The organism is Bacteroides cutis, assembly GCF_900241005.1.
Classification (GTDB): Bacteria; Bacteroidota; Bacteroidia; order Bacteroidales; family Bacteroidaceae; genus Bacteroides; species Bacteroides cutis.
The window spans coordinates 256921-280938 of sequence record NZ_OEST01000004.1; the positions used below are offsets into that span (position 1 = coordinate 256921).

Below are 24018 nucleotides of genomic sequence, written 5' to 3' on the forward strand. Positions count from 1 at the left end.
CTATGGATAGAAGAAGTTTTTTAAAAAACACAGGCTGGTCTTTTTTAGGACTGGCTGCTTCCGGTAGCTTGTTGTCTGCATGCCAGATGGGAAATGCTTCCGGTAAAAAAGTGATGCCGTCGGCCAGTAATCTGAAATATTTCTGGGGAGACCTGCACAACCACTGTAACATAACCTACGGACATGGTGACATGCGTTCTGCTTTTGAAGCGGCCAAGGCGCAGCTCGACTTTGTTTCCGTAACTCCACATGCCATGTGGCCCGATATTCCGGGAGCGGATGACCCGCGGTTGAAGTGGGTGATTGAATATCATACCGGAGCCTTCAAACGTCTGCGTGAAGGTGGATACGAGAAGTATGTGGCAATGACCAATGAATACAACAAGGAAGGAGAATTTCTTACCTTTATCGGTTATGAAGCTCATAGTATGGAGCATGGCGACCATGTAGCGCTGAATTATGATTTGGATGCTCCTCTGGTGGAATGTACTTCCATTGAAGACTGGAAGCAGAAGGCGCGTGGGCATAAAGTTTTCATTACTCCGCACCACATGGGATACCAGACGGGTTACCGTGGATATAACTGGAATTTCTTTACGGAAGGAGAACAAACCCCCTTTGTTGAGATGTATTCCCGACATGGGCTTGCAGAGAGCGACCAAGGTGATTATAATTATTTGCATGATATGGGTCCCCGTCAATGGGAAGGAACCATTCAGTGTGGTTTAGAACAAGGGAAGAAATTCGGTATCATGGGTTCTACCGACCAGCATGCCGGATATCCGGGCAGCTATGGTGACGGGCGTATCGGTATCCTGGCAGAATCTTTGACGCGCGATAAGATATGGGACGCTATGAAGAACCGTCACGTATGTTGTGCCACTGGTGACAAGATTAACATTGACTTCCGTTTGAACGACGCTTTCCCCGGCGATGTGGTACGTGGGAACAGCCGCCGTATTTATCTCAACGTTGAAGGAAATAGTTGTATCGACTATATCGACATCGTCAAGAACCGTAAGTGCATTGCCCGTTTAAGCGGTCCTTTGTTGCCCGAGACTCCCGAAGGAGACACGGTACGTTGTAAAGTGAAAGTGGAATTTGGTTGGAACCGTGAAGAAAAGTATGTACATTGGCAAGGTAAACTGTCTATTGATAAAGGGCAAATCAATGAGGTGATACCCTGTTTCCGCGGAGCCGCCTTCACTTCTCCCCAGCCTGGAGAAAGTGAATTTGAAACGAAGGTCAATCGTATCTTATCCGTAAGCGGTAAAGAGACAGAATTGGATATGTACAGTTCCAAGAACCCGAATACCACTACGCCTGCCATGCAAGCTGTTATCCTGGATGTTACCATGCCCAAGGACGGCGTGATTACGGCAGAGTTCAACGGTAAGAGGTTTGAGCACTCTTTGGGCGAACTGTTGGAAGGGTCACGTTCTCATTTCATGATAGGATGGCTCAGTGAAGCTATTCTCTTTAACCGTGCCATGCCCGAAAGTTGCTTCACGGTTGAACATTATCTGGAAGACAAAGAACCCGAAAGAGATACCGATTATTACTACGTCAGAGTTCGTCAGCGCGACCAGCAATGGGCATGGAGTTCTCCTATATGGGTAGAGAGAGTATAATATGCTTCATAAATACATTGTACTATGGAATATGCTATAGGTATTGATCTTGGCGGTACATCCATAAAATATGCTTTGGTAGATAAAGCGGGGTTTTCTTCCTTTGAGGGGAGATTACCCTCTTTTGCTTCTGTCTCGTCGGCGGAAGTGATAAGGCAACTGGTGAAGGCAGCTACCATTGTAAAGGATGAGGCTGGAAAACGAGATTGGGCGATAAAAGGCATCGGGCTCGGTACGCCGGGTATTGTGGACGAAACAAACCGCGTTGTACTGGGTGGTGCCGAGAATATAGTGGGTTGGGAGAATATTGACGTTGCCTCTTTACTCGAAGAACAAACGGGCTTGCCGGTCATTGTAGGGAATGATGCCAACCTGATGGGGTTGGGAGAGACGAAATATGGTGCTGGAAGAGGTTGTACGCACGTCGTCTTCCTCACTGTGGGTACCGGTATCGGCGGTGCCGTAATTATTGATGGAAAACTTTTCAACGGATATGCCAATCGTGGCACGGAACTGGGGCATGTCCCTTTGATTGCAAATGGTGAGCGATGTGCTTGTGGAGCAGTAGGGTGTTTGGAACATTATGCTTCGACTGCAGCTTTGGTAAGACGTTTCACCGCATTGGCAACCGAACGTGGATTAAAGTTCGATGTGGAAATAGACGGTGAACTGATTGTCCGTTTGTATCACGAGGCTTTCCCTTTGGCTGTAGATTGCATGAACGAGCATTTCTACTACCTGGGAAGAGGTATTGCCGGGTTTATCAACATCTTTAGTCCGCAAAAGATAGTAGTCGGTGGAGGAGTTGCTGAATCGGGTACCTTCTATTTGGAGAAAATAAGGCAGGTTGTCAAAGAAAATACCATACCGGATTGTGCTTTGAACACCGAAATCGTGACAGCCGAATTAGGGAACAAGGCCGGTTTTATCGGGGCGGCATCGTTAATTTTATAAACTAAAAATACAATGAAAAATAACAAGAAATGGGGTATGCTGGCATTGATAATGATGTTCTGGTTTACTATTTCATTTATTACTAATATTTTGGGACCGCTCATCCCTGATATCATCCATAATTTTGAGCTGAAAGACCTGGCAATGGCCGGATTTATCCCGACTTCATTCTTTCTGGCGTATGCCATCATGTCCATACCGGCAGGAATTCTGATAGATAAATACGGAGAGAAATCGGTTTTGTTCACTGGCTTCCTCATGCCTTTCATCGGTACTATTCTGTTTGCCTGCTTCCCGTTCTATCTCATGTTACTACTGTCTTCTTTCATCATCGGTCTGGGAATGGCGATGTTGCAGACAGTGCTCAATCCCTTGCAACGTGCTGTCGGTGGCGAGGAAAACTATGCGTTTATAGCCGAGTTGGCCCAGTTTATGTTCGGGGTAGCGTCTTTTGTCAGTCCTTTGGTCTATACTTGGTTGATACGTGCACTGGCACCGGGAGTTTATGAATCGGGACAAAATCTGTTGCTCGATATTCTGGCAAAGGTCACTCCGGCCACTCTTCCGTGGGTTTCCCTTTATTGGGTATTCACGTTGCTGTTGCTCATCATGCTGGTAGTTGTGGCGTTGGTTCGTTTCCCGCGCATCGAGTTGAAAGAAGATGAACGCAGCGGTTCTTCCTCTTCTTATAAAACCCTGTTCAGGCAGAAATATGTATGGCTTTTCTTTCTGGGTATTTTCTGCTACGTCAGTACGGAGCAAGGTGTTTCCATCTTTATGAGTACTTTCCTCGAACAATATCATGGCATCGATCCTAAAACTGTCGGTGCACAAAGCATCAGCTACTTCTGGGGGGCTATGACCATCGGTTGTCTCTTTGGCATGTTCTTGCTGAAACTGATAGATAGTAAGCGCTTATTGCAGATTTCAGGAATACTCTCCATGATATTGCTTCTCCTGGCACTTTTCGGTACCGCTGAAATAGCGATATGGGCTTTCCCCGCAATCGGTTTCTGTATTTCTATGATGTATTCCATCGTATTCTCCTTGGCTCTGAATACGGTGACTCAAAATCATGGTTCCTTTGCCGGAGTTCTTTGCTCGGCAATCGTGGGTGGAGCTTGTGGCCCTTTATTCATCAGTCTGCTTTCGGATGCCACTTCATTGCGTGTAGGTATGTTGCTGGTATTGGTATTTATGGGATATATTACGTTTATCGGCTTTTGGGCACATCCTTTGGTAAACAATAAAACGGTTAGCCTGAAAGAACTGTTTACTTTCCGAAAATAAGTAGTCACCACTGTCTGATTATAGTATAAATTACAATATACTTATGAAAAAGCTATTATTCTGTCTTCCTGTAATCTGTTTGCTTTGGGCTTGTGGTAGTTCGGAGCAACCCGCAATAATCAAGGTTACCAATGAGACTTTGATGCACGAAGTCCGTGAGACTCCTTCTCCCATGGATGGCGCACGTGTTGCAATGAACCCGCCACGTTTCATGTGGCCGGATAAGTTTCCCCATTTGGGCGCTGTTCTGGATGGTGTTCCCGGCAAAGTGGATGAAAAGCCCAAAGTGCTTTATCGTATCCGTATTTCACAAGATAAGAATTTCAGTAAAGATGTCATCACAGGAGAGCGTGCCTGGGCTTTCTTCAATCCCTTCCAAACTTTGGCTCAGGGAAGGTGGTATTGGCAACATGCATACGTCACTCCTGCGGGGACGGAAGAATGGTCACCCGTCTATCAGTTTGAGATAGATGAGAATACTACGGAATTTAATCCGCCTGCTTTGGATAAAGTTCTCTCCATATATTCTCCCCGCCATCCGCGCGTACTTCTTGATGCCGATGATTGGGATGGTATCATAGCACGAAACAAGAACAATCCCGAAGCGAAAGCTTACATAGCCAAAGCTTCCCATTGTATAGCCCATCCCTTGAAGCATCTTCAGGAAGAGATTGATACTACTACTGTTGTCACCCTGACTAACATCGTTCAGCGTAAGTCTGCCCTTATTCGTGAAAGCCGCAAAATTGTGGACCGCGAAGAAGCCAACGTAGAAGCTCTGGTCCGTGCATATCTTCTGACCAAAGACGAGAAGTATTACAAAGAAGGTATCAAGCGCCTGAGTGAAATTCTTTCCTGGCAAAAAAGTAAATATTTTGCCGGAGACTTCAACCTGTCCACTTTGTTGTCTATGAGCACTTCCGCATACGATGGCTATTACAATCTGCTCACCCCCAAAGAAAAACTACTTTTGCAGGAAAATATCCGCAACATCGGCGATAAGTTCTTTAATGAGTACGTCAACCATCTGGAAAACCGTATCGCGGACAATCATGTCTGGCAGATGACTTTCCGCATCCTCACAATGGCTGCTTTCGCTACTGTCGGTGAACTGCCCGAAGCATCTACGTGGACCGATTATTGTTATAATGAATGGATTTCGCGCCTGCCGGGGCTGAATAAGGATGGTGCATGGCACAACGGTGATGCATATTTTCACGTGAATATCCGTACGTTGATAGAAGTACCCGCCTTTTTCTCACGCATATCCGGTTTCGATTTTTTTGCGGACCCATGGTACAATAACAATGCTTTGTATGTCATTTATCAACAACCCCCGTTTTCCAAATCGGGTGGGCATGGAAACTCTCACGAAAAGCAGCTCTCTCCCAATGGAGGCCGTGTGGGATATGCCGACGCCATTGCCCGTGAATGTAACAATCCGTGGGCGGCAGCTTATGTGTACGAAATCTTACAGGAAGATCCCGATGCCTTCTCAAGAGCTTTTGAGATAAAACCGGCGGATTTAGCCTGGTATCGTTGCACCACCCGGAAAAAACGTCCTGCTTATACGGTTCATCTGTCCGACCTTCCCGGATGTAAAGTGTTCAATGAAACGGGTACGGCTCTGATGAATACCGATATCGGCCATCATGCCGATAACGCGATGTTGTCTTTCCGTAGCAGTGCATACGGATCCACTTCCCATGCTTTGGCCAATCAAAATGCTTTCAACACTTTTTATGGCGGCAAGGCTATTTTCTATAGTAGCGGGCACCGTACCGGATTTACCGACGACCATTGTATGTACGCCTATAGAAATACGCGTGCTCACAATTCTATCTTGGTCAATGGTATGGGACAAAAAATAGGTACGGAAGGTTACGGATGGATCCCTCGTTATTATGAAGGCGAGGAACTCTCTTATGTAGTAGGGGATGCTTCTAACGCATACGGAGAAGTGGTTTCTCCTTTGTGGCTGGAACGTGGACGCTTGTCCGGTACCCGATATACACCGGAGATGGGCTGGGACGAAAATAAATTGGACTTCTTCCGTCGCCACATCGTCCAGTTGGGACGTTCCGGTCTTTTTGTCGTTTATGATGAATTGGCCGCTAAAGAACCTGTAAAGTGGAATTACTTATTGCATACGGTGGAACTTCCTATGGAAATTACCGGAGAAGAAGGAGGACTTCGTATTTTGGGTAAAAACAAAGCCGATGGCATATCAGTGGCTCATCTGTTCTCTTCTCAGGAGATGACTTATGCACAGACGGATACTTTCTTTGTGGCCGCTGTAGATTGGAAGAACCGTCTGGGTAAATCCATGGATAATCATTATCATTTCACGGCAACTACTACCCCCTGTACACGGACATGTTTCCTGAACGTGATAGATGTACATGGAAATAATCGTCCCGATATCATCGTGACGCGTGACGGAAACTCTATTCTTGCAGACGGTTGGGTGATAGAGTGCAATCTGGCAGGAGATAGTACACCTTATCTGCGTATACGGAATGACCATAAAAATGTTTCACTGGACTTTAACTATGATACCAATAAAGGCGTCACGACTATAATAGATCATGTGAATGGGAAAAAAGTAGAAAAGAAATTGGTTGACTTCTTACCAAGCTTTGAGATATAATATTTATATTTGCTATCCACTAACAGATAGATAAACGAGCGTATGGATAGTAAATTCGTAGTAAATATAGGCCGTCAGTTAGGAAGTGGCGGACGTGAAATAGGTGAGAAGCTTGCTGCCCGTCTGGGTATAGACTTTTATGATAAGGAGTTAATCAACCTTGCTTCAGAAGAGAGCGGCCTTTGTCGTGAGTTCTTTGAGAAGGCCGATGAAAAGGCTTCACAAGGAATTATAGGCGGTCTGTTTGGTATGAGATTTCCGTTTATCAGTGATGGAGCCATGCCGGCAACGAATTGTCTTAGCAACGATGCATTGTTTAAAGTGCAGAGCGATGTGATACGCCGGTTGGCTGCCGAAAAGTCTTGCCTGTTTGTAGGTCGTTGCGCCGATTATATTTTGAGGGATCATCCACGTTGTGTCAATGTATTTATTTCTTCCACCACTGAAGACCGTATAATTCGTTTGTGCCGTTTGCATTCTGTTTCAGAAAGTACGGCGGAAGAAATGATTCGCAAGGCAGATAAAAAACGCTCGGAATACTATAATTATTATAGTTTCAAAACATGGGGAGCCGCCGCAACCTATCATCTGTGTGTAGATTCGTCTGCGCTGGGGATTGGTGGAACGGTAGGATATATTGAAGAATTTGTAAAAAGAAAATTGGATTTGTAACTTCTTTAGTATTTTCGTTGCAGAGATATGGATTTTTTAGAGCTGAATTTTATTCAGCTCTTTTTTGTTTAGTACCTATTATTATCATTCTTTCCAATTGCTTTGTTAGTTGATAAAAAGGAACCTATTGATTAGCTTTTTTAAGAGAGGCTGAAAAATGTAGAAGGAATATAATATTTTGATATCCAATATGCTATATCGTTTTTTAAACGTTGATTATATCAACGGTTTTTCCGGTTCTACCGTTTCTGTAGATGATATTATGCAATACTCCGGTGCCGATAAGCTGCGGGTATATCCCGCTCTCTTTGAACTGGAACAAAGTGGATGGCTCGAAGTGGTGGAGAGGGAGGAACTGGGAGCGCCCACGGTGGTGCGCATGAGGAAAGATATGCATAGGGAGGATGCCCATGAGGAGAAATGCTCTTGCACGGAATGAGATAAAGGAATAAACGACAGGTAACAGCGGTTACTTTGTTTTAGGCGGCAGCCGGAACGGTTCTTGAGGAATTTGTTCCGGCTGCTTTTTTCTATAGATCTCTTTATTGTTCTGTTGAATGCAAGTATTTCTCGATTTTATATTTAAATGATTTCTCTCTTGGAATTCACAATGGGATTTTATATATGCAAAAAAGAGGACTCTGTTTCCAAAGTCCTCTTGCATCTTTTATCTTGTTTAAAATTTCACCTTACATCATCGTCAGCAATATCATCTGTCCCGTCAGGATACGCAGGAACATCGTCAGAGGATACACTGTAGAATAACCTACCGACGGAGCGTCGTTGCCTGATACTTGGTTGGAGTATGCCAATGCGGGGGGATCGGTATTACTACCGGCTATCAAACCCATAAGGGTGAAATAGTTGACTTTGCAATAGAGACGGGCGATGATACCGATAATAAGCAGAGGGATGACAGTAATCAGGAAACCGTAGCCGACGTATAACAGACCGTCTCCGTCTACTACCGTCTGAACGAAGTGTTCGCCCGCTTCGATGCCAACACTGGCAAGGAAGAGTACGATACCGATTTCGCGCAACATCAGGTTGGCACTCATGGTGGTATAGGTGACCAGATGTAGTTTATGTCCGAAACGTCCTATCAGGATGGCTACTACCAACGGACCACCTGCCAAACCTAGTTTTACAGGGGTCGGCATGCCGGGGAAGGCGAAGGGAAGGCTGCCTAAAAGAATTCCGAGGAAGATACCTACGAAGATGGTCACGATGTTCGGAGTGTCCAGACGCTTCAATTGGTTACCCAGTACGCTTGCCACACGCTCCACAGCATCTTGCTGACCTACTACCATTACACGGTCGCCTACTTGGAGAACGAGGTTGGGGTCGGCGAACAAATCCATACCTGAACGGTTGATGCGGGTTACGTTTACTCCGTAAAGGCTGCGGAAGTGCATGCTACCCAGTTTCTTGCCGTTGATATCTGTCTTGGTGACCAGGATGCGGCGCGATACCATCGGGGTGTCTTGCTTTTCCCAGTCCACTTGGATCTCTTTACCGATGAAAGCGGTTACGGCTTCGGCATCTTCTTCGGAACAAACGATGAAAAGCTGGTCGCCGATATGGAAAACGGTATCTTGGTTGGGTATGCTTACGTGACCGTTGTGGCGGATACGGGAACATACGAAAGGACGACCCAGAAAGTCTTTTATCTGGAGAAGTTTCTTGCCGTCGATGGATTCGTTGCGCACTTCAAGGTGCAGCATGTGCGGCTTGTGCTTCATGTCATTGTCCTGCTTGTTGAGATCTTCCTCTTCTTTAGCGAAGTTGATGCGGAAGATATAGCGGATGGCGATAATGGAACCGATGATGCCGACAACACCGAGTGGATAAGCGCAGGCGTAACCCAACGCAATGGGATCTCCGGTATAGTTAAGCTGATTCAGGGCTTCCTGGGCAGCACCGAGACCCGGAGTATTGGTGACGGCACCATAAAGGATACCGATTGTCATCGGCAGTTCCAGTCTGCCGTTGGCAATGAAATAGATACCCAGCGCCACAGCTATATTCAACACTACGATGCCTACCGCAAGCATATTCAACGTCATGCCCCCTTTCTTGAAAGAAGAGAAAAATGACGGGCCGACTTGCAGACCGATACAGAATACAAATAAAATCAAACCAAATTCGCGGATGAAGTGCAGAATATGTGTTTCTCCCGTGAAACCGAAATGTCCCATTAGGATACCGGCAAAGAGCACAAACGTAACTCCCAGCGATACCCCGAAAATCTTAATCTTACCCAACAACACACCCACAGAGATGACGAATGCATACAGACAGACAATGTGGGCGACAGATGTGGGGTCCCATAGCAAACTTTCTAACCAGTTCATAGTACCTTATTATATGTCGTTCTTAAATTTTGCGCAAAATTACTTAATAAAGGGGAGGTGGCAAAGGGTTTATGCTACTTTTTGCTATACAGGCTTTGCAAAAATAAATACATGATAATGAAATGTTCCGCTTCTGAATAATCACGGAGTCACGGGCAAGTGCAATTTTCACTAAAAAAACTTTTTGTTTTAAGTATTTCAGTATATTTGCAAGTCTCTTGATGACATTATGAAATACTATTCATCTATTTATAATTTTAAATAAACTATGGCAGACAGTAAAGAAAAACTCTTCTCAGACTTTTCACCCGTTTCCACCGAGAAGTGGATGGAAAAAGTTACCGCAGACTTGAAAGGCGCAGACTTTGAGAAGAAGCTCGTTTGGAAGACGAACGAAGGATTTAAGGTGAAACCTTTCTACCGGATGGAAGATCTTGAAGGACTTAAAACGACCGATGCGCTTCCCGGTGAATTCCCTTACCTTAGGGGTACCAAGAAAAACAACAATGAATGGTTGGTTCGTCAGGAAATTAAGGTGGGATGCCCTAAGGAAGCTAATGCCAAGGCGTTGGATATCCTGAACAAGGGGGTCGATTCGCTTTCTTTCCACGTAAAGGCTAAAGAACTGAGTGCGGAGTACATTGAAACATTGTTGAAAGATATCTGTGCCGAATGTGTTGAACTGAACTTCTCTACTTGCCAAGGACATGTAGTGGAATTGGCCGGACTTCTTGTGGCTTATTTCCAGAAGAAAGACTATGACCTCACCAAGTTGCAGGGATCCATCAACTACGATTACTTCAACAAGATGTTGGCTAAGGGTAAGGAGAAAGGGGATATGGTGGCTACTGCCAAGGCTTTGATTGAAGCTACCGCTGTTCTTCCCAAATACCGTGTGCTGAATGTGAATGCTCTGACGCTGAATAATGCCGGTTCGTATATTTTTCAGGAGTTGGGTTATGCGTTGGCTTGGGGTAATGAATATATGAATCAGTTGACTGATGCCGGACTTCCTGCTGCCATGGTGGCTAAAAAAATTAAATTTAATTTCGGCATCAGCTCCAATTATTTCCTTGAAATAGCCAAGTTCCGCGCTGCGCGTATGTTGTGGGCAAATATTGTAGCTTCATACAATCCCGAATGTTTGCGCGATTGTGAAAATAAGGGTGCCAACAACGAGTGCCGTTGTGCTGCCAAGATGAGAATACATGCGGAGACTTCTACGTTCAACCTGACCCTGTTTGATGCGCACGTGAATTTGCTGCGTACTCAGACTGAAGCCATGAGTGCCGCTCTGGCAGGCGTTGACTCCATGACGGTTGTTCCGTTTGACAAAACTTACGCTGCGCCTGATGATTTTTCTGAAAGATTGGCCCGTAACCAGCAATTGCTGTTGAAGGAAGAGTCTCACTTCGACAAGGTGATTGACCCGGCTGCCGGTTCTTACTATATTGAGAACCTGACTGTATCCATCGCTAAACAGGCTTGGGAATTATTCCTCGGTGTAGAGGAAGAGGGTGGCTTCTATGCTTGCGTAAAGAATGGCAAGGTTCAGGCTGCCGTGAACGAAAGTAATGCAGCTCGTCATGCAGCTGTTGCCAAACGTAAGGAAGTGTTGCTGGGCACCAACCAGTTCCCGAACTTCAATGAGATGGCCGGTGATAAGAAACCGGTTGCGGCCACTTGCTGCTGTGGTGGACATGATGCTTGCGAAAAAGATGTCCCGACATTGAGCTTTGACCGTGCCGCCAGTGAGTTTGAAGCGTTGCGTCTCGAAACGGAGGCTTCGGGTAAACGTCCGAAGGCATTTATGCTGACAATCGGTAATCTGGCTATGCGTCAGGCGCGTGCACAGTATTCTTGTAACTTCCTGGCCTGTGCAGGCTATGAGGTGATTGATAACCTCGGTTTCTCTACAGTAGAAGAGGGAGTAGAGGCCGCGATGGCTGCCAAGGCTGATATTGTGGTATTGTGCTCGAGTGATGATGAATATGCTGAATATGCTGTTCCTGCTTTCAAGGCTCTGAATGGCCGTGCCATGTTCATTGTTGCCGGTGCTCCTGCCTGCATGGATGAATTGAAAGCTGCCGGAATCGAGAATTTTATCCATGTACGGGTAAATGTATTGGAGACATTAAAAGAATTCAACGCTAAACTTTTGAAGTAAGTAGCTTCAATCGTAAATCATCAACGTACCTATGTGTGAAAGATAGATGGTCATGACCGTAGGGAATAAATCGTAAACTAAGATGAGAAAAGATTTTAAAAATTTAGATATATATGCTGCATTCAAACCTGCTAATGGTGCTGAGTGGCAGAAGGCTAACGGTGTGAAAGCCGACTGGAAAACTCCGGAACACATCGAAGTGAAGCCTGTTTATACAAAAGAAGACCTTGAGGGAATGGAACACCTTGACTATGCTGCCGGTATTCCTCCTTATCTGCGTGGCCCTTATTCTGTGATGTACACTTTGCGTCCTTGGACAATCCGTCAATATGCCGGTTTCTCTACCGCTGAAGAATCCAATGCTTTCTATCGCCGTAACTTGGCTTCCGGACAGAAAGGCTTGTCGGTGGCATTCGACTTGGCTACTCACCGTGGCTACGACCCCGATCACGAACGTGTAGTGGGCGATGTAGGTAAAGCCGGTGTATCGATCTGTTCGTTGGAGAACATGAAAGTGCTTTTCGACGGTATTCCTTTGAACAAGATGTCCGTATCCATGACAATGAACGGTGCGGTGCTCCCGATTATGGCTTTCTATATCAATGCCGGTCTGGAGCAAGGTGCCAAACTGGAGGAGATGGCAGGTACTATCCAGAATGATATCTTGAAGGAATTCATGGTGCGTAATACGTATATTTATCCGCCTGCATTCTCAATGAAGATTATCTCTGATATCTTTGAGTATACTTCCCAGAAGATGCCTAAGTTCAACTCTATTTCTATTTCGGGCTACCATATGCAAGAAGCAGGTGCCACGGCAGATATTGAGTTGGCTTATACCTTGGCCGACGGTTTGGAATACCTCCGTGCAGGTGTTGCCGCCGGGATAGATATCGATGCTTTTGCACCGCGTCTGTCATTTTTCTGGGCTATCGGTACCAATCACTTCATGGAAATAGCCAAGATGCGTGCTGCACGTATGTTGTGGGCTAAGATTGTGAAGCAGTTCAACCCGAAAAATCCGAAGTCATTGGCATTGCGTACGCACTCCCAGACTTCCGGTTGGTCACTGACCGAACAAGATCCGTTCAATAATGTGGGGCGTACTTGTATTGAGGCTATGGCTGCGGCATTAGGCCATACCCAGTCGTTGCATACCAATGCGCTGGACGAGGCTATTGCGTTGCCGACCGACTTCTCTGCACGTATCGCGCGTAATACTCAGATTTATATCCAGGAAGAAACTTACATCTGCAAGAACGTTGACCCATGGGGTGGTTCTTATTATGTAGAAACTCTTACCAACGAGCTTGCTCATAAGGCTTGGGAACTTATTCAGGAAATAGAAAAACTGGGTGGTATGGCTAAAGCTATCGAAACCGGTATTCCTAAGATGCGTATCGAAGAGGCTGCCGCACGTACGCAGGCTCGTATCGACAGTGGCTCACAGACTATTGTAGGTGTAAACAAGTATCGTTTGGAAAAAGAGGCTCCGATTGATATTCTTGAAATTGATAATACGGCTGTTCGCCAAGAGCAGATTGCCAATTTGAAGACTTTGAAAGAAGGTCGTGACGAGGCTGCCGTTCAGAAAGCACTGGAAGCTATCACCAAATGTGTAGAAACGAAGGAAGGCAATTTGTTGGAATTGGCAGTGGAAGCTGCCCGTGTTCGCGCTACTTTGGGAGAGATCTCGTATGCTTGCGAAAAAGTTGTAGGACGTTATAAAGCTGTAATTAGAACTATATCAGGCGTGTATTCATCAGAAAGTAAGAACGACAGCGATTTCCACAGAGCTTGTGAACTCGCTGATAAGTTTGCGAAGAAAGAGGGACGTCAGCCCCGTATCATGGTTGCCAAAATGGGTCAGGACGGTCACGACCGTGGCGCCAAAGTTGTAGCGACCGGGTATGCCGACTGTGGCTTCGACGTAGATATGGGACCATTGTTCCAGACTCCTGCCGAGGCTGCTCGTGAGGCGGTAGAAAACGATGTTCATGTAGTGGGTGTTTCTTCACTGGCTGCCGGACATAAGACTTTGGTTCCGCAGATAATTGAAGAACTCAAGAAGTTGGGACGTGAGGACATTGTTGTGATTGCCGGTGGTGTAATTCCCGCACAAGATTATGACTTCCTTTATAAAGCCGGTGTGGCTGCTATCTTCGGACCCGGTACTCCGGTTGCGAAAGCTGCTTGCCAAATTCTTGAAATCCTGTTGGATGAAGAATAAACAATGAAGTGAAATGTTAAAAAGGGACGGAATACTTTTGCAATTCCGTCCCTTTTTATTAATCTGTGTTATATAACATGCTTTTTTTCTTGGATATTTTGCAGATATGACAGAAGTCTATATCTTTGTAATGTGTTTTTCATAGTATTAGATTTAAGGTTAACAAAAGGTTGGAGTACGGCGGTACTCCTTTTTTTATGTTTATATGTGAAACTTGAACTTTTACTTTGCGATAACTTAGTCCTTTAAATCCAAATATCTTTTCATTGCCTACAGATAATAATAATCTGCATAATAATTTCGGTATAGTCAAAATATTTCTTGCCGTGGGGAGTTTCTTTTCATGCCATTAAATATTTTAGTGAATTTTGTTAATCTGAAAGCCTGCGAACAACACATGGTTTTCCAGAAGGCGCAATCCGAAATGTCCATCTCCCTCACGTTCTTTTATAGAGAGCCGGAACAGCTCTTCCCCATTAATACGATAGGAGGTAATTCCTTTTTCTACGCGGATTTGGATATGATACCATTGGTCGGGTAATAACAGATGTGCCTTGTCTGTGTACTCCTTGATGACGGGCCGTGACAATGTGTCATCGGTTTTAGCCGTACTGCCGAAGTATCTGCGGAAGCGGGTGGTAGAGTTGTGATTTCCGCCATAGCCCACATAGAACAGAGTCAGTGTTTTATAATGCTGGAAAATTCCATTTCTCCATCCGCTGCGTGCAAAGAGGTTACCGGGATTTTCGGGGTCGTTGGCACCCCAAAAACAGTTTAAGTCGCTGAGACGGTCGTACTGGCTACCCTGCATCGGCATTTTAACATGATAACTAATTTCATAGTCGCCTGTCAACCTTTGGTTATACCACATGGTAAGGCCTTTGGGGGTGCTTATCTCCAGGGTATCCTTGGATACGAGTATCTGCATTTTTCCGGAATGGTCTTCTATAGTCCAGTTCTTTAAAATGATCTGAGCCTGTATTATGAAAGGAAATAATATAAAGATACTTCCTGATAAAATACGATGTATGATGTTGCTTGTCATAAAGTAGTTTGATTCTAATTTTTAATCGATATGTATTGGGAGCATTCTTTACTTGTCTTTCATCTCTTTTGTTTCCCATTTGTCATTGAAGCGGTCGTATAGGATGGATGCATACTTGTCTTTACATTCATATACTTTGCCGTTGATGACCGGCTTTGCTTTTCCATAGCTAAAAGTGGCTTGCGACTTGTCGTTGTGAATAAATAGGCTTGCTGGGCGTTTAGTGTCCAGTTCGGCATTGATTGCCCAATCACCACATTGGAAATTGTTCCCGTCGGAGTGGAATATCTCGACAGCGTTATTTCCATCGGCCTCTATTTGTATGATAGTCAGGATACGGTTTTTCTTTCCGGGACCGAAACTGGCGGTTAAAGACCAGGGAGCAGTAAAGTCTTCACCACGCACGGCATTCTTTTGGTTGGGGGGAGCCGCAAATTTATCCGTTTGGGTTATCATGCATTTTTGTTCGCTGAACAAACGGGCAACAGACTTATACCGGTTGGTTTTGTCTTTAGTAGTCAGCGTAGCGGTTGATACATCAATATCAAACTTAACGGGGCTGTGTAATAACCAATCCCAATTGACAGCCTTATCGGCTTCCAGTTCGTCATAGATAACCACGATATTGGGATGTAACAAGAAGATATGACGGAGATATTTCCTTAGAGGAGTTTCTCCGAAACCATTCTCGCGCGATTGTTTTAGGTTATGATTAGCGAAATTCTTCTGCCACATGGGGTACTCGCTGATGCCACAATATGCATTGGAAGCGTCTCCTAAGGCGTATGAAATATGTTCGCCGTTGAACATGCGTAGTATGTTTCCGTAGGCGCGCGTTGTGAAAGGTTGTCCTATGCCGTCAATCAGCAATGTGTTGTGGGCGCGTGTGTTACGATAAGACAATAAATTGTGCGGATCGGAGAAGTTCATGTAATGTCCTACTGCATGATAGATGGCTTTCCCTCCATAATGCAGGTTGAAAGCATTCTGGTTGGAGTGCGTATGGCTACCCGAACCGAAAGGGCTGGAACGGAAACTCAAACTGATGTTGTGTTTATAATCTTTTAAATTACTATTGGCAATCATCTCGCCACAATCTTTGAACCATACAGCTTTGGGCAGACTGTCGGGTACTTCTGTACATTGAGGACGCTGTTTCCCGCTCGCCATACGATATAGGCGGGTTTCTGTTTCGGTTTTGTAACGGTCATTGATATTTGAATACCAGGTGGCATACGGGTCGCCCGTGTTACGTGCCAGAAAGTCGGCAAAAGCACTGCGGATGCGCAAAGGCTTGCCATTGTTCTTTTCGTGTCCGTCGCCAAAACCGGCACTGAGTGATTCTGGTTGCCAGCTGTATAGCATGGCAAGACCGACATTTTTATACCAAGGGTGTTGCATGAAATCGGTCTTTGTAAGATAGCTGAACAAACTGGGAACGTATGCCAGGGTTACGGCATTGGCACTGAAATAGCTGGTACCGTTGTGCCAGATGCCGTCACGGTTAAAGCCGGAAGCCGGTGCACGGGCGGTCCAGAGTTCATAACTGTATTCCAGATATTCTTTGGCAAGCGGATATTTGTCATACATCACCAGGGCAGCCTGCATAAAGTGGCGGAAAGCGAACTGCCAGAAATGATTGTCGAAGAGGTGAGTTTCCTCGTGCCCCAACATACGTCCTTGGTAGTATCGTGCCAACACATTCATGATGATATTTTCTATCTGTTTACGTTCTTCCGGTTTAAACCGGTCATAGCAATTCTCGTATGTGCAGGCCAATGTATAAATCAATTCACCTGCATTGAAATCATTGTTGATGACTTTGGTATCAGGTTCTACAGCCAACAGGCAACGTACGTTTTCTACCATTTTATTGGCATATACATCCAATTGCAACATTTGGTAGGCTGTATTCAGGTTGTCACAATATTCGCTTATCCGGGTGATTTGCCTATAGGGTTTGGTATCGTTGGCATAGTTCGTACTGAGTGCGGTACGCGAGTCATTTATCATATTCTCGAACTCGGGATGCTGTCGTACTTCCTTACGGGCATTCTCAAGATTACCATTGAGGAAGCAATAAATGCGGGGATATTCTTTGGGTATATTATTCAGGAAAACGCTGAAAGGAGGAGTTACAAACTGGGGAATGGTATCGGTCACATTGAAACGGTAGGTTTCGCTCCAGGGCATCGCTTCACCGGACTTGCTGACGGAACGTACACGCCAGTACCAAGTTCCGTTTTCCAATATCCGATGGGGATTGAACATGCACCACGGGGCAGGAGCCGACAGGATGGAACTGCCGCCCGGGAAGTCCTTGCTTCGAGACAGGTTGAATTGCAGGAAGTCCGATTGCTTCATACTTTGTGGAACAAGTAGAGGGGACGGGTTGATGTACAAGGTATGTTCTTCTTGCGGAAATGGCGTTTCACGTTCATTCTCGTGGATACGCGAAATGTTTCCCGCGCAAATGTCGGCTACTGTCAGGCAAAGGACCATTAAGAATACACTCAGTTGTTTCATGTTATTATATTTTAAAGAATTCCAATATAAAAAGTGATGGAACAAAAATAGCGTATCCGGTCGAAGAACAGTAACAGGAATGTTTGGAGCATTGTCAGTAGATTACAAAAGACTTTCAATCATGTGGAATATACTTTTAATATTGTTGAAGTAGTCTTTTATAGGACTGGATATAGACCATTTTAAAAATGAATAATACAATATTGATAGGTTTGTGAATGATTTCTTCAGTAAAAAATACATAGACGATGAATGGGGTGGATAAAAGTGGGTATTTTTGTATAAACGGAAACAAAGTTATTATTCTCTAATTTAAGAAATACATTTATGAGCAAAATCTTATTTCTAATGATGTTTCTCTTTGTAATTAGTATGCCGGATACATCGGCACAAACCAAAGAGAAGGCGACCATCCGGTTGACCGAACAAAACCTGATGCACGAAATGCGTAAAACCTCTTTACCGCTGAACAATGCGATAGTGTCTGACCGTAAGGTATCCTTTCAGTGGCCTTTACCTAAAGATTTATCTGATAGGGAAAAAGGGGGGATCCGTTATAGATTACGTTATGCGAAATCTCCATCATTTGCTGGTGATATCATCGAAACAGAAACACGTTGGCCTTTCTTCAATCCCGACGAAAACCTAACCCCCGGTAAATGGTATTGGCAATATGGCTATATTACTGAAGGAAAAACGGACTGGAGCGAAATTCTATGTTTCACGGTGAAGGATAATCCTGAAACGTTTTGTCCGCCGTCATTAAAGATCCTGCAAGCCAAGATACCACAATACCATCCCCGGGTAGTACTTGACAGGAATGAATGGGAGAGTATCAGAAAACGTAGTGAAGGTACTGACGACCGTAAATCCTTTATGAGTCGTGCCTGTAAAATACTTGTTGTTCCCATGAAATCGGTGGATGATATCAATACTCATCTTGCAAAAGGATTGAAAAATGAGAAACAGCGCGAGGCTATGCTCACTCGTGAGAGTCGGCGTATCATTGACGCAGAAGAGTCCAATACTGACATTTTGATCCGTGCCTATCTACTCACTAAAGATGAGCATTATGCTGATGAAGCCATAAAACGCGTAATGAAAATCATTACTTGGGGCGATAGTGAAAAAGTAGTGGGTGACTTTAATGATGCTACATTACTCTCCATCGCTTCGCAGGCATACGATGTTTTCTATGATCGGCTGGATGAGAAGCTTCGCCGTGATTTGTTGAACTGCATACAGAAGTATGGTAGTGAAATGTATCAGCACTATCAGAATAACCTGGAAAATCATATCGCAGACAACCATGTGTGGCAGATGACTTTACGTATATTTACCATGGCTGCTTTCAGTGTTTATGGTGAACTGCCCGAAGCATCTGAATGGGTAGATTATTGTTATAATGTGTGGGTGGCACGTTTCCCCGGATTGAACAAGGACGGTGGCTGGCATAATGGAGACTCTTACTTTCATGTCAACATCCGTACGCTGGTTGAAGTACCCTATCTCTATACCCGTCTCACTGGTTTTAACTTCTTCGATGATCCTTGGTATCAAGGTAGCGTTAACTACGTTATCTATCAGCAACCGCCTTTTTCCAAGTCGGGGGGAAACGGTAGTTCGCACCAGAATGTATTGACACCCAGTGGTCCTAGGGTGAGTTATGCCGATGCCATAGCAAAGTTGACGGGGAACTCATACGCAGCGGATTACGTACGTATCATCAGGGCTAAACAGCCTGAAATACTTCAACAATATTGCATATCCAAGGCAGGTGGACTTGCTTGGTTCCGTATGCAGTGTCATAAGCCTCTACCCTCCGGTATGGGACTGAAGGATATGCCTATGGGATGTATATTTCCACAAACCGGGTTAGCTTCTTTCTCTACTGACCTGAGTAATACTCCTAACAGCGCCATGTTCAGTTTCCGTAGTAGTCCTTATGGAAGTACTTCACATGCCATCGCCAACCAGAATGCTTTCAATACCTTCTGGGCAGGAGAACCTCTCTTTTACAGTAGCGGACGTCATATTAGCTTTGTTGATCGTCATAGCGTTTATTGCCATCGTGCCACACGTGCCCACAACAGTATATTGGTGAACGGTATGGGACAACGTATTGGAACAGAGGGATATGGCTGGATACCGCGTTATTATGTAAGCGATAAAATCAGTTATGTGTTAGGTGATGCGTCTAATGCTTATGGTAAGGTTATCTCTCCCCTATGGCTGAAGCGCGGTGAACAGAATGATGTGGATTATTCTCCCGAAAATGGATGGGACGAAACGGGATTGAAGACTTTCCGACGTCACATCATTACTCTGGGTAGTAGCGGTTATACTTTCATATATGATGAACTGGAAGCTTCCGAACCTGTGACTTGGAGTTACTTGCTTCACACCATCACCAATCCAATGGAAATGGATAAGGCAAAAGACTATGTACATGTGCGGGCAGTCAGTAAACACGGACAGTCCGATGCTTATATTTATGCACCGGGCGAGCTGAAGACCGACACCACTAGCCGTTTCTTCGTGGAGCCGGTGAATTGGTTACGTGCCGATGCTGATGGTAACTTCAAGAAATATCCTAATCACTGGCACTTCACGGCTACTTCAGACAAACAGGTAGTCTATCGCTTTGCTACCATTGTCTATACTCATGCCAAGGATGGCGTCGAAGAAGCTGAATTCGCTCCCCGCCTTTTGAAGAACGGCAGTTGGCAGGTGGATGATTGGAATATCCAAGCGAATGTATCGATCCAAGGTGTTCCGTCATTTGAGGTGCGAAATACGGGCAAGGGCAATGAAGCGAGTATCACTTATAAAGATGGTGGTGAAACAGTTGTGTCCGACGGAAAGAGAACGGTGAGATTGAGAGACCAAGTACCCGAATTGGAGATATAGGGAACATGGAGTAATTCGAGCTCTCTTCTTTATAAAGAAGTATTCTCATTCTTGTGGAAAAAGGGTCTGAGGTATAAAATATACTTCGGGATGATAATTGGATATGAGTATTTATATATTAATTTAATAAAAAATGATGAAAACAAAGTATTTAATCCTGGTTACTGTTTTGCTACTGATGGGTGGTTGTATACCGGTGAACAAAGGAGCGAAACAAGTGGGCGAAGAAGAGGCTATGGATACTCTTTCGCAGAAAAATTATGAATATATTTCAACTGTTCGTCTCACTGTGAGTGAGGGCAAACGCCTTATTGCCAAAGGTATCGCTGCCAATAAGGATATACGTGAACGTTTGGAGAATGGAATGATTATCATTACTTTGGGGACTACCAATACCTATATTGCTGAAGAACTTGCCGGGTTTGATGCTCCACGTGGCAGTTTTGTTACCGGGCGGATCTATCCCAGTTCTAAAGAAGATTTTCAGAAAGGGATGAAACGCTGTTCCGAGATTATACTGGTCAAAGGAAAGATAATGGAAATGAGCTATGCGGATGCGCTTGCCAAGATGACCCCCCAGGACATTATATTCAAAGGCGCCAATATGGTGAACTATGCCAAACGTCAGGCTGCTGTATGTACGGGTGCGCCCGATGGAGGTACTGTGGCTCGCTTGCGTCGTTACACTGACAAAGGACAAGGACGCTGGATATGTCCCGTAGGTTTGGAAAAGAGTACAACGCAAGACCTTTTCGATATTCAGAAGATAACGAACGGTAGCCATGCCGAACGGAATAATACAGTGAAGTTGAATGTGACAGAGGGGAATATTTACACCGAGATAGAAGCTGTAAAGGAGTTTGCCGATGTGGATGTATTTGTTACTGCCAGAGGAGGTGTAGATGGTGCTGAGGGAGGCGTATCATTACTGGTATGTGGTCCTAAGGTTGAAGTACAGAAAGTGGAGCTTTTGGTGAAACAGATAAGTGGCGAACCGGATTTCATTGAGAGATGATTAAACGCCGGAAAATAGTTAAATCCCCCTACTCCTTTGTGGGGTAAGGGGATTCATATATAAAATGAAAGTTTATCTCATTTCCCATTTATCCTCAAATTGGTCATATAGTATGGGAGTCTCTTTGTCATGACAGATAAATCTTTTTCCATCGGCTTCTATTTCTTTCCTTCCATAACTGAAAAGAGTGGCATTGTTTTCATTGCTGATTTGTAACCGGGCGGTATGTCGGACATTCAGTTCTGCTTCGACCACCCAGCTGCCAATCTGGAATTTGTTTCCTTCAAGACGTACAATGTTGATAGGATGTTTGTCTGCATTATGTACATGGATAATGGTTAGAATACGGTTGGCTTTGGTATTTTTAAAGTTAGCGGTAAGTGACCATTCTTTACTGAAATCCTCACCGCGTTGGGCATGCGTAGTATCAAAATCTGCAACATATTTATCTGTCTGTTCGATGGTGCAGGGTGTGTTACTAAAAATCTCTGCTACGGCACAGAAATACTCTTTCTGGTTGAGGGTGGTAAGTTTGTTGCCATCGATATCGAACTTCACAGGACTGTGAAGCAGCCAGTTCCATGTTACAGCTTTCGAGGCTTCCAGATCATCATAAATCACTATGATATCGGGATAAAGGAAAAGGATGTGTCGTTTGAAGTTCTTTAAAGGAGTGGCACCAAAACCATTTTCACGCGACTGACAGAGCCCCTGCTGTGAAATCTTTTTGTGCCACATATGTACATCACTGGTATCACGATAGGCATTTGAAGCGTCTCCCAAGGCGTATGCAATATGTTTACCATTGAATGCATGGGTGATTTTGCCGTAAGCTTGGGGGGAGAATGCCTGGCCTATACCATCTATCATCAGTGTGTTGTGTCCACGCGTGTTACGATAATTCAGCAAGTTGTGCTTGTCTGAATAATTGGAGTAGAAGCCTATGGAACGATAAACCGCCTTGCCACGATAATGCAGGTTGAAAGCATTTTGATTGGAGTGGGTATGATTGCCGGAGCCGAAAGTACTGGAGCGGAAACTCAGTGACAAATTATTCTTGAGATTTTTCAGGTCGGAATTGGCAATCAATTCACCGGTATCTTTAAACCAGATGGCTTTGGGAGCATCGGCGGGTAGTTCACTGTTCCGGGGGCGCGGTTTGTTTAGTACCATACGGTAAAGGCGTGTTTCGTCCTCACGAATATACCCTTGGTTTACAGAAGAATACCAGGCGGCATATGGGTCACCTGTGATACGAGCCAAAAGGTCGGCAAATGCACTACGTATGCGTAAAGGTTTAGGATTAGTCTGTTCGTGTCCGTCACCGAAACCGGCGCTCATGGATCCTGGTTGCCAAGTGTAAAGTAATCCCATGCCGGCATTTTTATACCAAGGGTGTTGGAAGAAGTCAAATCCGGTGATATATGAGAAAAGGGCAGGTACATAATAATGTGTAATGGCATTGGCGCTGAAGTAACAGGTTCCATTGTGCCAGTTACCATCACGGTTGAAACCGGATGCCGGGGCACGGGCAGTCCACAATTCATAGAAATATTTCACGTAGGTCTTGGCTTGGGGATATTTCTCATAGAGAACAATGGCGGCTTGAAGGAAATGGCGGATACTGAACTGCCAGAAGTGTTCTTCATAGAGAAAGTTTTCCGGTATGCCTATCATTCCGTTCATGTGTTTGTAGAGAATGTATAGGATGATTTTCTCAATCTTCAGACGTTCGTCGGGGGTGAAGCGCTCATAGCAAGTTTCGTAAGTACAGGCCATGACATAAGCCATGTCTCCGGCATTGAAATCGTTGGCGAGAACCTTCTTATCCATATCGGCATTGAGGATACAACGCACATTCTGTACCATCTTATCGGCATAGAGGTCGCGTTGGAAGAGCTGATAGGCTGTGAGTAGTTTATCGGTGTTTTTGTACAGTTGACCGACTTGTCTGTAAATTTTCGTGTCGTTGCGGAAGTCCATAGACAACGCATCGCGCGATTCGGCAACTACCTCATCATATTCGGGATGTTGGCGAAAATGGCGGCGTGCTTCTGGCAATTGGTCTTGTAGAAAGCAGTAGATGCGGTTGTGTGTTTTAGGGATGTTATTCATGAACTTGTCTAACGTAGGAGTCACGAAGACAGGAGTATTTTTATCTACCGTGAATTGATAAGTCTTGCTCCATGCCATTTGTGTGCCGTCATTGCTGACTGAACGGAAACGCCAGTACCACACCCCGGGCTTTAGTTTGCGATGTGGATTGAACATATACCATGCTAAGGGTTCGGAAAGTATGGTATCCTCACCAGTAAAGTCTTTGTTCGGCGAGAGGTTGAATTGTAAGAAGTCAGCTTCTCTCATATTTTTGGGTACGATGAGAGGAGTAGGATTGATGAAAAGGGTATGTTCTTCTTGCGGAAAGGGAGTCTTACGCACAAACTCATGTACGCTTTTTAGGTCATTTGCATGGATGGAGACAAACGAGAGCGTGAAAATTACTAGTAAAAAAGTTGTTTTATTCATAAATGTCAGCCTTTTTGTTTAATGAATTATTAGATTTGTATGATGTAT

The 24018-nt window shown here is 44.7% G+C and carries 14 protein-coding genes; 10 read left to right on the forward strand and 4 right to left on the reverse strand.

Going from position 1 to position 24018, the window contains the following annotated elements:
- Positions 1 to 2 precede the first annotated feature (2 nt).
- From C1A09_RS10675 to C1A09_RS10700, 6 genes are all read left to right on the forward strand, one after another.
- Positions 3 to 1631 (forward strand): CehA/McbA family metallohydrolase domain-containing protein, encoded by a 1629-nt coding sequence (locus tag C1A09_RS10675; protein ID WP_180949211.1) that lies wholly within the window; start codon positions 3 to 5, stop codon positions 1629 to 1631.
- A gap of 24 nt (positions 1632 to 1655) precedes the next feature.
- Positions 1656 to 2585: an ROK family protein gene (locus C1A09_RS10680; RefSeq protein ID WP_101543896.1), complete on the forward strand. Its 930-nt coding sequence runs from the start codon at positions 1656 to 1658 to the stop codon at positions 2583 to 2585.
- A gap of 12 nt (positions 2586 to 2597) precedes the next feature.
- Positions 2598 to 3875 carry a sugar MFS transporter gene (locus tag C1A09_RS10685; protein WP_101543897.1) on the forward strand — a complete coding sequence of 426 codons (1278 nt, stop codon included), beginning with the start codon at positions 2598 to 2600 and terminating at the stop codon, positions 3873 to 3875.
- Positions 3876 to 3918: 43 nt separating this feature from the next.
- Positions 3919 to 6525, forward strand: coding sequence for a DUF4962 domain-containing protein (locus tag C1A09_RS10690; protein WP_101543899.1), 2607 nt, complete (start codon positions 3919 to 3921; stop codon positions 6523 to 6525).
- 42 nt (positions 6526 to 6567) lie between these two features.
- Complete coding sequence (locus C1A09_RS10695; RefSeq protein WP_101543901.1) at positions 6568 to 7197, forward strand: cytidylate kinase-like family protein; 630 nt, start codon at positions 6568 to 6570, stop codon at positions 7195 to 7197.
- A 190-nt stretch (positions 7198 to 7387) separates the two neighbouring features.
- Complete coding sequence (locus C1A09_RS10700; protein WP_101543904.1) at positions 7388 to 7636, forward strand: hypothetical protein; 249 nt, start codon at positions 7388 to 7390, stop codon at positions 7634 to 7636.
- A 250-nt stretch (positions 7637 to 7886) separates the two neighbouring features.
- Here C1A09_RS10700 and C1A09_RS10705 read toward each other — a convergent pair whose 3' ends face one another.
- The gene (locus C1A09_RS10705) at positions 7887 to 9551 is read right to left on the reverse strand and encodes a putative transporter (protein ID WP_101543906.1); all 1665 of its coding nucleotides are present in this window, start codon (positions 9549 to 9551) and stop codon (positions 7887 to 7889) included.
- A gap of 268 nt (positions 9552 to 9819) precedes the next feature.
- On the opposite strand from C1A09_RS10705, the gene mutA reads away from it, so the two are divergent.
- Positions 9820 to 11718: a methylmalonyl-CoA mutase small subunit gene (gene mutA, locus C1A09_RS10710; RefSeq protein ID WP_101543908.1), complete on the forward strand. Its 1899-nt coding sequence runs from the start codon at positions 9820 to 9822 to the stop codon at positions 11716 to 11718.
- A gap of 82 nt (positions 11719 to 11800) precedes the next feature.
- Positions 11801 to 13948: a methylmalonyl-CoA mutase gene (gene scpA, locus C1A09_RS10715; protein ID WP_101543910.1), complete on the forward strand. Its 2148-nt coding sequence runs from the start codon at positions 11801 to 11803 to the stop codon at positions 13946 to 13948.
- A gap of 358 nt (positions 13949 to 14306) precedes the next feature.
- On the opposite strand, the gene C1A09_RS10720 is transcribed toward scpA, so the two are convergent.
- Positions 14307 to 14993 (reverse strand): DUF6250 domain-containing protein, encoded by a 687-nt coding sequence (locus C1A09_RS10720; RefSeq protein WP_101543912.1) that lies wholly within the window; start codon positions 14991 to 14993, stop codon positions 14307 to 14309.
- 48 nt (positions 14994 to 15041) lie between these two features.
- Entirely contained in the window at positions 15042 to 17519 is a 2478-nt protein-coding gene (locus tag C1A09_RS10725; RefSeq protein WP_101543914.1) for a DUF4962 domain-containing protein, read from the reverse strand.
- A gap of 327 nt (positions 17520 to 17846) precedes the next feature.
- Here C1A09_RS10725 and C1A09_RS10730 point away from each other — a divergent pair, with 327 nt between their 5' ends.
- The gene (locus C1A09_RS10730; protein WP_101543916.1) at positions 17847 to 20429 is read left to right on the forward strand and encodes a DUF4962 domain-containing protein; all 2583 of its coding nucleotides are present in this window, start codon (positions 17847 to 17849) and stop codon (positions 20427 to 20429) included.
- 133 nt (positions 20430 to 20562) lie between these two features.
- Positions 20563 to 21444: a hypothetical protein gene (locus C1A09_RS10735; RefSeq protein WP_101543918.1), complete on the forward strand. Its 882-nt coding sequence runs from the start codon at positions 20563 to 20565 to the stop codon at positions 21442 to 21444.
- A 72-nt stretch (positions 21445 to 21516) separates the two neighbouring features.
- Here C1A09_RS10735 and C1A09_RS10740 read toward each other — a convergent pair whose 3' ends face one another.
- Positions 21517 to 23970, reverse strand: a complete 2454-nt coding sequence (locus C1A09_RS10740) for a DUF4962 domain-containing protein (RefSeq protein WP_101543921.1) — start codon at positions 23968 to 23970, stop codon at positions 21517 to 21519.
- Positions 23971 to 24018 lie beyond the last annotated feature (48 nt).